Here is an 11,446-nt window from a genome sequence, read left to right as displayed (position 1 = left end):
CTGAATGAGGTATTGAGCATAAGGCTCGCTAAAGGAATGAGGAGTAAGTCAGCGGATTACATCGAGGCCCGCAGCATCGGCTGCAATAAGGCCGGATATAGAGCTGCAACCTACCGTCGATGTCAATGTGATTTTTGTCTTGCAAACGGGATGCGTTCATATAGGCACCTCATGATAGATGAAACAGGCGTGGTGACGGGGATAACGTTGATTCCCGCCAGTGTCAGTGAACGTGAAGCGGCCTGGGATTTGATCGCCCCGATAAAAGGCTGTTTGCTCGGCGATAAAGGGCATTTAGGCGTTGATTTTAAAAAGGAAATGAAGAAAGAGAGTATTGAAATGATTAGTCGGCACGTGCCAATATGGATGATCCGATCCCCAGAAAAACGAGAACGGCCATTAACGCCAAACGCCGTTTAATTGAAACCGTGATTGGTCAACTCGCCGGACAATTTGCTATCGAGAAGTGCTGGGCGCGGGATTTGTGGCATTTGAGTAATCGAATAGCGAGAAAGCTTCTTTCTCACACGTTGGGCATTTTTGCTAATTTTAAATAAGGTAAAAGTCAACACGACTGGCTTCAATAAGCTAACGTTATAGGATGTTAAAGTCGAGCATCGCGTTAAAATAAATATTTTTAATATTTAAGCTGGCGTAGAACATGGTTTTGATAAAGTTATTTTTATAAAATCAATCAAGAAAATCAGTAAAATAAAATTTGAATTTTTGAGACGATAATTATGCCTATTTATCAATTTGATGGAATCACTCCTGTTATAGATTCTACTAGTTTTATACATCCAATGGCCGCCATAATTGGCAATGTTATTATTGGAAAACAGGTATATGTTGGTCCAAATGCTAGCTTGCGAGGAGATTTTGGACGCATAATAATTATGGATGGTACGAACGTTCAGGATAATTGTATTATACATAGCTTTCCTCATGAGGATACAGTTATTGAATCTAACGGGCATATAGGACATGGTGCAGTTTTACATGGTTGCCATATATGTAGTAATGTTTTAATTGGAATAAATTCAGTTATTATGGATGGTGCAGAAATCGGCGAAAATTCTATTGTAGGAGCAATGTCATTTGTTAAAGCAGGCTCTATTTTTGGAGCTAATCAACTGATTGTTGGTAATCCAGCTCATGTTTTGCGTACTTTGACAGAACAACAATTAAATTGGAAACTTAACGGTACACATGCATACAAGGAATTAATCGTACGGTGTCGAAATACACTAAAAGAAATAAAAGAATAACCTCCTCTACCAGCATAGTTGTCATCTTCATTACTCATTAACAACTATGCTAGCAGAGATACTTATACCGGATCTTAAGAATTAAGTCTTTCAAAGCACGCATCCAATGTCTTGTTTTTAGATGATTTTATTTGCGGTGTTTTGAAAGCATTCTGATATAATACGCTTTTGCTTTTTCCAGCCAAAAACACGTTTCCGACCAGGCTCTTTGCAATATATTTTCTATTATTGGTCTTAACCAAATCTCGGTGTTCTGCGCTGCTTTGGTTAGTGGGGAATGGCGTAATACATTCTCCGCTAATGTCAGATAAGAGCCTATCCCAAAAGGAATTATAGTATAATCGGTTATGGTTATTTTTGAGGAAAAAGTATGGCAAACAATCAGTGGAAAATCAGTGACGAACTTTGGGCAAAAATGGCTCCGCTCATTCCTGAGCATAAGACAAATCATCCGTTGGGAACACATCGTAAGCGCGTTGATAATCGTGCTGCCATGAATGCCATTTTCTTTGTACTCATCACGGGCTGCCAGTGGAATGCACTGAATGCGACAGGGATCTGCTCATCAAGTTCGGCCCATCGTCGTTTTCAGGAATGGCGTGATGCTGGCGTTTTTGAGCGGTTCTGGCAAAACGGATTACTGGCCTGCAAACAATTAAATACCATTGACTGGTCATGGCTGTCGATGGATGGCTGCCTCACAAAATCACCGCTGGCAGGCTCAAAAAAACAGGACGCAACCCGACAGACAGGGGAAAACAAGGCGTCAAACGCAGCTTAATGACCGATGCGAATGGATTGCCGCTATCACTGGTTGTTGCAGGAGCAAATACCCATGACATTAAGCTGGTTGCGGATACACTTGATGCCCTACAGACAGGCAGACCGGGCTATAGACTGCATCTATGTCTGGACAAAGGCTATGAAGCTGCCTGGTTGGAAACCTACCTGAAAAGTCGCCATTATGAACTGCATATCCAATCGAGAAAAGAGGAGATAACGGCAATAAAAACCACCGATTTTAAGGCACATCGCTGGGTGGTAGAAAGGACACATAGTTGGATGAACCGTTTTCGGCGCGTACTGATACGTTGGGAGAAAAAAGCCGAGAACTATGAGGCGATGCTACATTTTGCCTGCGCCATGATTGTCTGGAATAAAATCCTATTGGGATAGGCTCTAAGAGATGACTCTTCTTGATTTAATACTATTTGCCTGATAATTGAGGTGTAACCCTTTGTTTTCAGCATGAAACCCAATCAACCAAAGGACAATTGAACTGAGCGTAGCAAGAAGGCTCAATACGGATAAGCGACCCGCGCCTTAGCTATAACTCGCTCTTTTCATCTCTAAAATTTTGCTCTATTTGCATTCTTCGGCTGTATAATTTCATGACCTGCCGAGGTTTAAAACCATCCATACTGGTAAAAATGAGCCAGGGTTCTCTAAATGACTTATATGGACACCGGTTCAATTCAAATAGTAACGTATTTTTCTGACAAAAGTAGTCGCAAACATATATTCGGCTTCAACGAGCCCTGATGAAAATCCGCACTCTCTGCCCTCATTATTTCAACAGCCTTTGGTGGGCTAAGTCATTTACCAGGTTCACAGAGAGTCGGTTCTACCTGTCAGTACATCTACTTATGGACTTCAACAACATGATTAATCTAATATTTAACTTTATCAGGCAATATAAACCGATTGTTGATTCACTAAGGCCCACGCGATCCGGGCATTCTTATTGGCTAATGCTACTGCTGCCTTATTGATTCCACTACGCTCTATCAAACCCTTTAGCCAGCGTTGTAATTCATTACATTGTTCGTCAGGCCGCTTGCTGAGCCGGTACACGACAGAACGAGCGCCATATTTGAATTGAACCGGTGTCCATATAAGTCATTTAGAGCCTGTTGACGTTTTATATTCATTATTCATTCTACCCGCATGGGGAGCCAGATGATAAGGTAATCCCCCTAAATATAAGAGTCTCATCATTATGACAAACTATTTGGTGGAAAATGCATTTGCCAGAATTAAACATTTTCGAGCAATAGACACGCGAGATACGATAAACTTGAACGGAATTATGCCAGCATGGTGGCACTGGCATTTATCATTGTCTGGTTACCGATGTGGGTTGATTGAATTATGACCTTAAAACATCAACAGCCCCTATTGCAATGAATTGTTTTTTCCTAATTCTTGTGTAATTAGAGTTTGAATTATTTCATCTAGCTTAATTTGTATATTTTTACTTATTTTGCTGAATTCATAAGAAAATGTTCGATTTTTTGTATTAGTTCTTTTACGGGCATAAGTTCGTTTATCATCGAAATCGTACAAGTTTTCTACAGTTACATGTAGTATCTGTGTTTCTTTCTTTAATTTCATTACATTTTTACGGAATAATTGAATTATTTTGTTTTTATAATCATCAGTTGGAATATCTTGAGCTATATTTTTAGCCTCTTTTTTAACCTCATCGACTAAGCATGATATATTTATATCTTTATCATTGGCTAATATTGATGCATCCAGAAGCATTTTGTAATCTTTATGTGTGAGTTCAAATGCAACAGGAAATACTTCTATCATTTCTACTGGTACACTTGCTGCTTGAATAGCTCGAGTAACTTTTGAATGTGATAATTTTTCCAATTTTGCAATTTCTTTATTATTCATACCACTATTGCGTAATGCTATTAAACGGATTCCAATTTCTCGTATGCTATGTTCTTTTGCTGTTTGGATATCCATTGCAAGTTGACGAGCATCTTCTTGAGAAATCTGACTTTCTGTAACTAGAATTTCTAAATTTGCTTTTGCAATCAAAGCAGCAGCTCTACGACGGGAGCCATCAAGTATGGCTATACGGTCATTAATTTTATAACCAATGGCTGGAAAAAATTGCTGTATCTTTATTGTTCGTAAAATGTCATTAAGTGACTTCTCGGTAAGAGTTATTTGCTCTCTACCATTAATTTGACAATCAACAAATGTACTTTCTTCAATATACTGATTGTAAATTATAGTTTTGTAGAATATTGCTGTTTTTCCAGACGATAATGTAAAAATATAACTTCCATCTTCATTGTTAAACATTTGTCGAGTATCGATTACACCAAATTCCATTGTTTCGGTATGTTCAACTATCATTAATTTTTATTCCTTGGTTCCCATATATTTATTAAGACAATAAATATCTAATTATCAGTAAAAGGATGAATAATGCTAAATTAGCGCAGTAAATGAAAACATATATCGGTTGGATTAGCTCAATAAAAACATCCTCATATTTTCTAAGCTATTTATTATAACCACGAAAAAATTATTTATAGTTTAAATCAACTGTTTTACAATCAAATTAAGTTTAAAAATCACTCAAAATAAAGCTCTGAATTAAATAATCTAGTGAATTTTTTATTGGCACCGTTTGTGTTAAGTTTTATCTGAATAAAATTAAGACAATCTTGCTATGATTGCTATCATCTTGGTTTCTTATAAACTTAAATGGTCAAACATACTCAATATCCGTCACTCAAGGTTTATGCAAAATATCTTACTAGTTTTGAAAATTGATATAACATTATGTATCTATCCAATTAAGTCCTCAAGAGAAATTAATTGCAAATTGGTCACCATAACCGGCTAATAATGTATTGATTTCATCTTCCATGGTTTCCTGAGTCCAAGTGATAAAACGTCGCCAGTGGTATTTAGCCTCCCTCCAGACGATTTCAATCAGATTCAGTTCTGGGCTGTAGGCAGGAAGGTAAAGTAAAAATAGGTTATGCTCTCGTAACCAGCGGCTTTTACGTTTTTCATCGATCCTATGATGAATAGGGGCATTATCTAACACGACAAATGTCAGGCGTTCATCGCCTTGTTGGGCGATCTGCTCTAAAAAATCCATGATATCAGCCCGCGTGACATTGTCAGATATTATCTGGTAAAACAGCGTGTTATCGGTGTAATTTAGCGCCCCCAATACTGACCGTCTGACATGATTTTGCGGCGATGTTTCATGAGGCTTACCCCTTGGGCTCCATCCGTATTGCACCGGTGGAGATGCATAAAAACCCGCCTCATCAAGATAGACCAACCGGTAATGCTCCGCTTGCGCGCCCACCTTCATTTTATTCAGCAAAGTGGCTTTTTCAGCAAACTCCGCTTCATTTCGTTTTTTTTAAAGACAGGCGGGCTCGTTTATAGGTATAGGTGAGCCCCTGTCTTTTCAGGGTATTTGCCAACGTCTCAAGCGTACAGGGCAAAGGGCCATGCTTGTCCTCTACTTTCTGAGCGATTCGGGCTAGCGTCAGAGATTCTGCGCTGTCGGATTTGACCGCGGTGGCAATCATGTCCGGTGTCATGGCGGGATGTCGGCCTCCGACATGGCCACCTAATAATCCGGCTATCCCTGAATTATGCCAGGCGTGAACCCAGTCATAGATAGCTCTGAGACTGCATCCTATCTCATCGGCGATCTGACGGGGTTTGATACCTCTGGCAAGCATGAGCAACCCCGTTCCCCGCGTACGGATGTCCCGATGTCTGTGATTCAAAGCAAGTTGTTGTAATGTAATACGTTCAGGTTCAGACAGTGTGATATTCGATTTCATAATAACAGGCGATAAGTCATCGGATTACCGATTATAGCAACAATGCAAATAGTTTATCTGATCAACTTAGCTAGATACACTACTATTTATAGTATATTTTATTATCTTAATTGTCTTTAATAATCGCTTGAAGTAACCATAAAAAATGAAATAATGTTTATTAGATCACATATTTTTTGCTATTACACGCCCCAAAAAGTTTGTTATCATTTCCCTTTCGATAGTACCTTCTGCATCACCATCTGCCCGAACATCCCCGCAGATTGCCGAACTTGCCCAACGCCCTGACTCATCATACCCGCCACATCCCCCATGCGAACACCGGCCCATGCTAATGCCCCCAGCCAGACCATTGGCAGGACAATAAACAGGGTGCCCATCATCAGCCCCATAATTAAATCATCCGAAGTATTCTGAATCCCTGCCAGATTAAACAGGCTGTGGGTATCAGATCCATACAGGGCTTCGAGCAAATAACTGTCCAGCCAGCGGGCGGTCTCCCACCAGAAGGTCAGGAAATTCAGCGCAAAGATAGCGAAGGTCAGCGTCAGAACTGTTTTAAATTCATAGGCGGCAAACAGCAGAATCAACGGAATAATGATGTACAGCGCCATCAGGATCACCGCCTGCATCATCGGCAGTGCCTGACGCACGGCATCAAACATCGGCATCGCCAGTAACCCGCCTAATAACGCACCAGCCGAAGCGCCGACCCGGTTGCCGGCATCCAACAGCGTCGTATCCGCATTGCCACCATACCCGGCATAAACATACCCTTCCTGCGATACGGTCAGATTGACCGGGCTGACCAGACGGCGGATCACCGCTTCCTGATATTCCTGCGTGTTTTTCCCCAGCATTTTTAAGGTGGCTGACAAACGTAACCACAAACCCGGATCAGCCTGCGCCAGTACGCGGTCTTTCAGCCCGGTTTTGGCGGCGGACCACCACGCTTTACAGGTGGGATAGCCCCCTTGACCGGTATAGGGTCGTCCGCTATCCCGGTTTTCATTCCACGGAAAACCGGCTCTGGGAAGACGCGATTGCAGGGGAGTGTATTCCCCCGCCAAAAATGTGCGGCTGCCCAGCCAGTCAATATCATTCAGTTTGGTTTCATCCGTGGTTTGCCCCTGATCTTTTTGTTTCCACTGATAGAGCGCTAACGCATAACAATCGTTGGTAAAATCCTGCAACTCAGCCGCCAGTGCTGGGTTGCTGATGCGGGTATGCTGGACGTCAAAACGCAGTTGCCGCAAATCCGGTCGGCAGGGAATGGAAGCGACCGCCGCCTGCGTGAATCCTTTTGATAACCGGTGAACTATCGCCCACCAGAGTGGCACGGCTGCTGTCTGGTTATTCAGGCTAGACATCGCGGGTGCATAACCCGTTTTATCCGGTGCTTTGGGTGTCCAGGTGCCGCAGCTTTTGGCGCGGGACTGGTCATACTGGAGCGTGCTGAGGCTGACATTTACCAGCGGTACACAGCAGACCACCATCACGAAAAAAGCGCAATACAGGGTGTTTTCGATCCGCGCCAGCGATTGCAGGCCGCCATTGCCGTCTTCTTCACCGTTTTCCCGGACTTTCAGCCAGATGGCAATAATTTTTATTACCAATGGGGTGGTGAACAATCCGGTCGCAATCAGGATTTGCCACAATCCGTTATTCACCACCCAACCCAGCAGAGTCAGGAAATATTCCAGATAGCTGTTGGTGGTCATGACATTCCCCCGCTGTAGCCCGACAGGGCATACTCACACAACAGGATAAACAGCCCGCTGAGGACCATCATTCGTATCAGGGTCATGCGGTATGCCGGTCGGTGTTTTGTCTGCTGCCAGATTTTCCAACTGCAACAACCCAGGACGGTATACACGCACAATCGCCAGATAAGCCAGAACTGTCCAGTTTCCCGCATCCAGAGATGAAGCTGTGTGAGATTTCCGGCTTGATGCAGTCCTACCCCGCCCATGACCAGCGTGACCATCATCACCAGAACCACCATCAGTAACAGCCTGACGCCTTTTTTCCATGTCATCACCATCGCTACTCAATCTCCTTATCGCCGTTGATGACCGGGATTTTCCAGCTGCTGAAACCGGGCATCGGTGCTGTCTGGCGTTTGTTTTTGTGGGTTCGCCTGAATGCGCTGCGTATCCCGCTCGATAATGGTCAACACGGCATTGTGAGCCAGTTCGCGTTTCAGTTGCATTTCGTTCTTCAGGGCGTTGATTTCCCGGTCTAACGCGTCAATCCGCCGTTCTCCTTCTGCCAGTGCTTCGGATTGGGCTACCGCATTCGGTTCAGACATGCCCGTGACCAGCATCCGGCGCATCAGCAGTGCCGTTTCGACGGTTTCTGCCATCGCCAGTTCGCCTGCCAGACGTGCGGATAATGCGGCTTTGTCCGGGTCACGCTGTAACGCCTGAATCACCCCTTTGGTGACCGTCAGGCTGCCGGTTTTCAGTTTCGCCAGATTCCCATGGGTCGGCTTTTCTGTGCCGCTGACCAGTTTCACCAGCTGCTCGGTATTGGTTTTGGTATGTGCTTCCAGCATTGGGGCAAACCCGGTACCGGCAACGGTCGCACCCGGCTGGTGTTTTTCACCGCCACTGACACATTCAGCAGCATGAGCACAGGTGCGGATGGATTTGTCACCCAATACTTTCACCACCGCCTCAGAGGCTTCACGGGCATTGCTGAATTTTCGGCAGCTGCTGCCTTCGCACTGTTTGGTGCTGACGGATGACTGGCTCAGCACCGGTCGCACCCTGAATGACTTCGCCCATCAGATTTTTCATCCCCGCAGTGATGCCGTTGAGCTGGTTGCTAACGGTGGTTTTTAAATCGAAATTGCCGCACATCAAATCCGAGCGCCAGCCCAGTTCCAATCCCAGCGTGTTCGAATTGCCCCGACTGGCGGGCTCGGAGATGACTGAACCGCCACCCAGCGTATAGAACAGTGTGTCAGAGATGGCACCACTGGCTTCGGCACCGTAGCCCAGTGCGCTCCGGTTGACCTGCGGCAAGGCAAGCGAGATGCCGGAGGCGCCGGGCTGAGATGATGTCACGGAGATGGCGCCGGATTGCGTTGAAGTCAGCATAATAAGGCTGGTTATCAACGGTAACGCTGTTTTTCTTATTCTCATCACTGTTTCCCTGTTCAGATATCCGTACTGCCGAGAAAACGCTGTCCCCGCCGTTGGCAACAACTGTAAGGTTGCCACAGGGCATATGCCTGATTGCCATCTACTGCAACCGCATGTTCGCCATCCGGAAATACGGCACAGGACTGGCTGAGCTGTGGTGATAAGCGTTGCCATGTGTGGTTTTTGCTGCCGGTATTTTCTTTGACGGGTTCGGGGGGCCAGTAACCGTCGGAGCGGGTGCCTTTCAGTGTCTGATAAACGTGCGGTTGCCCGGTGCGGGTAATAATGTCTGCCACCCGCTGCGCGACGACTGCCGCTGCCCGGTTATCATCGGCCTGATTGATAAAGCCGGAGCGCGGGTAAATAGTGCCCCAGACATTGCCTTTGTTGCCCAGTTCTCGCTGACCGGGTATCAGGGCTTCCGGATAGAACGTTTCCGGCAATCCGGTGCGCCAGGCGATGGAATCCAGTGTGCTGAGAAAATAGGGCACAAAGGGCGTTGCCGCGCTGCGGCAGGAAAACCCCGGAATACTGTCCCCCATCATACTGGTAGCGGGATGCCCGATAGCATCGGCATATTTAAACCGCAGGCTGGTACGGCGTTGACCTGAAATCTGGCTATTGTGATTGCACCCACCGGCACTTAGATGGGATAACGCATCAGTCACCGCATTTTCCACTCCGCCAGAGAGCTGACTGACGGGCGCCATTTCCCGCCACGGATTACCCCCGGGTGTGTGATAGCTGGAGACGACGGCTTCAGGGAGAAAATGCGTGACTTTTACCGAGGTTTTGACTGTGCAGCCATGCCAGCCACAAAGCAGCCAGTAGCAAATACCGCTGACCCGCCACTGAATACAGGAAGGCGATAAGCTGCTGGCGATAATTTGTGCCGTATTAATGGATGCCTGTGCTGCTGGCGTAAAAGCTGTTATCAGCGTGATTATTGTGGGAACAGTCAGACGAAGAATGTTCATGGCTGATGTTGCTCCCTGAACACAATAGCTTGTGCGATATCCGCTGTGCCATATACGACATATTGATTATCAAAGACTACTGCTGGATATTTATTCACACCGAGTTGCCATGCCTGAATAATGTCACGATAAGCCTTGACCAGTTGTTGTTCCTGCTGCTGCCATTGAGGAGATTGCAGTATCGCCTGTGCCTGCTGTGCTGCTTGCTGCGGTTCAGCGGAAAGTTGTGCGAATATTTGCTGTTGGCGCTGTTCAGCCGCATCCAGCCAGACAATCTGCGTATCCGGGGAAAGATTGTCAGGTGGATGCTGGCGGTCGGTATACACGATTGTCCCCGCACTCCCTGCCATACTCCACCCCAGTAAAAACACTAAATACGGCTTTTTCATCTTCTCCGCCTCTGTTGCAAACCCACAGACCAGCGTGAAGAAAGCCACGGTAAAAGTCAGTCTTTAACTGATTTTCTGAAAATGAAAATAAATACGCGGGTCAGTTCAATGGTTACCTGAATATCGATAACACGGGTATGCCTTTCACTAAATTCCTAATAAATATCAATGCAATAACAGACCGAGCTGATAAGCAGATAAAATTTGTTATGAACTTCATGAAAAATAGGCCGATAAAAGCGTGAACATCTATCATCATGCACAAAAAAGAAGTGTATAAATAATCGATTTGACCTGGACTTTAACCAACGAATGTACTGGCTAACCTGATCAATGTTAAAACGGAATACACTGTATGAGAGATCTACTGCAAAATCAGATAACCTTTCCGGGCGGCTGGTTTCTTTTTATTAATGGCGAAATCCCTTTTTATAGCGATCAGGGATGCACGGTTGACGATTTTGCCGAGGCGAGAAAACTGACCGGCTATAACAAAGAAAACGGCATTTATTTTACGTTCTCTTATGAATCTACTGACATAAGAGGGTATGAACCGCAGCCGGGTACCTATGTTCTGACCATCAGAAAATACAATTACTCCCACCATTCCAGTCATTTTGGTCGCTGTGTTTATGCGGAAGTAAAACAGACGCAGTGTCCGAAAGAATTTAAAAAAATGTTCACTGACCTGTTAAACAGGTCGGCAGAACAGTCAACGTTTGAAGAAGTCAAACGACCAACACCCCGGGGCAAATGTACACCTCAGGTACAGCAGTGCATTCATGATTTTTTTACCGGCGTCAAGAAAGACCGATCAGAGGAAATTATGGCTTTAGTCACCTCGTCAATGTATGACGAGGGAGAAGAGGATATTCTTGATTTGCGCAAGCGATATTATGAAAGCGATGAAGATCCATTCAGGGTAAATAATTTTATTAAAAGTGAAATACATAAAAAAGTGGTATCGGAGATCTACAACTACTTTGAATTACTCGATAAGACAAGAAAACTTGAAAACGGGGGTTATGCTTCCAATGGTTA

The 11,446-nt window shown here is 44.8% G+C and carries 11 protein-coding genes and 4 pseudogenes; 5 read left to right on the top strand and 10 right to left on the bottom strand.

Translation table 11 applies throughout. The features are described 5' to 3' along the window. Nucleotides 1–171: 171 nt before the first annotated feature. The 3 genes from ABLA85_RS05685 (at nt 172) to ABLA85_RS05675 (ending at nt 2,444) form a co-directional block, all read left to right on the top strand. Complete coding sequence (locus tag ABLA85_RS05685; RefSeq protein ID WP_367962132.1) at nt 172–420, top strand: hypothetical protein; 249 nt, start codon at nt 172–174, stop codon at nt 418–420. A gap of 320 nt (nt 421–740) precedes the next feature. Then, nucleotides 741–1,268: a phenylacetic acid degradation protein PaaY gene (locus tag ABLA85_RS05680; protein ID WP_367962130.1), complete on the top strand. Its 528-nt coding sequence runs from the start codon at nt 741–743 to the stop codon at nt 1,266–1,268. Between the two features lie 370 nt (nt 1,269–1,638). Further along, nucleotides 1,639–2,444 (top strand): IS5 family transposase gene (locus ABLA85_RS05675; RefSeq protein ID WP_367962128.1). Its coding sequence is split into 2 segments (ribosomal slippage): nt 1,639–1,989 and nt 1,992–2,444, totalling 804 coding nucleotides; the frame shifts between segments, so codons are not numbered across the junction. Nucleotides 2,445–2,450: 6 nt separating this feature from the next. On the opposite strand, the pseudogene ABLA85_RS05670 reads toward ABLA85_RS05675, so the two are convergent. After that, nucleotides 2,451–2,724, bottom strand: a pseudogene (locus ABLA85_RS05670) (IS4/IS5 family transposase); the annotation flags it as partial. A gap of 230 nt (nt 2,725–2,954) precedes the next feature. Then, nucleotides 2,955–3,071, bottom strand: a pseudogene (locus ABLA85_RS05665) (IS110 family transposase); the annotation flags it as partial. 205 nt (nt 3,072–3,276) lie between these two features. On the opposite strand from ABLA85_RS05665, the pseudogene ABLA85_RS05660 reads away from it, so the two are divergent. Then, nucleotides 3,277–3,416, top strand: a pseudogene (locus ABLA85_RS05660) (transposase); the annotation flags it as partial. Nucleotides 3,417–3,443: 27 nt separating this feature from the next. Here the strand turns inward: ABLA85_RS05660 and ABLA85_RS05655 are convergent. The 8 genes and pseudogenes from ABLA85_RS05655 to ABLA85_RS05620 all read right to left on the bottom strand — a co-directional run bounded on the left by ABLA85_RS05655 (nt 3,444) and on the right by ABLA85_RS05620 (nt 10,405). Beyond that, the gene (locus ABLA85_RS05655; protein WP_367962127.1) at nt 3,444–4,427 is read right to left on the bottom strand and encodes a ParB family protein; all 984 of its coding nucleotides are present in this window, start codon (nt 4,425–4,427) and stop codon (nt 3,444–3,446) included. A 454-nt stretch (nt 4,428–4,881) separates the two neighbouring features. Then, complete coding sequence (locus ABLA85_RS05650) at nt 4,882–5,406, bottom strand: IS630 family transposase (RefSeq protein WP_367962126.1); 525 nt, start codon at nt 5,404–5,406, stop codon at nt 4,882–4,884. Between the two features lie 37 nt (nt 5,407–5,443). Continuing rightward, nucleotides 5,444–5,890 (bottom strand): transposase, encoded by a 447-nt coding sequence (locus ABLA85_RS05645; protein WP_367962124.1) that lies wholly within the window; start codon nt 5,888–5,890, stop codon nt 5,444–5,446. Nucleotides 5,891–6,096: 206 nt separating this feature from the next. Then, entirely contained in the window at nt 6,097–7,611 is a 1,515-nt protein-coding gene (locus ABLA85_RS05640) for a conjugal transfer protein TraG N-terminal domain-containing protein (RefSeq protein WP_367962123.1), read from the bottom strand. Between the two features lie 33 nt (nt 7,612–7,644). Beyond that, nucleotides 7,645–7,923, bottom strand: coding sequence for a hypothetical protein (locus ABLA85_RS05635; RefSeq protein ID WP_367962121.1), 279 nt, complete (start codon nt 7,921–7,923; stop codon nt 7,645–7,647). A gap of 26 nt (nt 7,924–7,949) precedes the next feature. Then, nucleotides 7,950–8,994: pseudogene (locus ABLA85_RS05630) on the bottom strand (hypothetical protein). A gap of 59 nt (nt 8,995–9,053) precedes the next feature. After that, nucleotides 9,054–10,016 carry a TIGR03756 family integrating conjugative element protein gene (locus ABLA85_RS05625; protein ID WP_367962119.1) on the bottom strand — a complete coding sequence of 321 codons (963 nt, stop codon included), beginning with the start codon at nt 10,014–10,016 and terminating at the stop codon, nt 9,054–9,056. After that, on the bottom strand, nt 10,013–10,405 hold the full coding sequence (locus ABLA85_RS05620) for a TIGR03757 family integrating conjugative element protein (RefSeq protein WP_367962117.1): 393 nt from the start codon (nt 10,403–10,405) through the stop codon (nt 10,013–10,015). The genes ABLA85_RS05625 and ABLA85_RS05620 overlap by 4 nt, the downstream gene beginning before the upstream one ends. Before the next feature lie 355 nt (nt 10,406–10,760). Here ABLA85_RS05620 and ABLA85_RS05615 point away from each other — a divergent pair. Beyond that, on the top strand, nt 10,761–11,446 hold a 686-nt coding region (locus tag ABLA85_RS05615), incomplete at its 3' end, for a hypothetical protein (protein ID WP_367962115.1).

Origin of the sequence: Xenorhabdus sp. SGI246 (assembly GCF_040838225.1) — a bacterium.
Classification (GTDB): Bacteria; Pseudomonadota; Gammaproteobacteria; order Enterobacterales; family Enterobacteriaceae; genus Xenorhabdus; species Xenorhabdus indica.
This window is presented reverse-complemented; position numbering and strand designations above follow the sequence as displayed.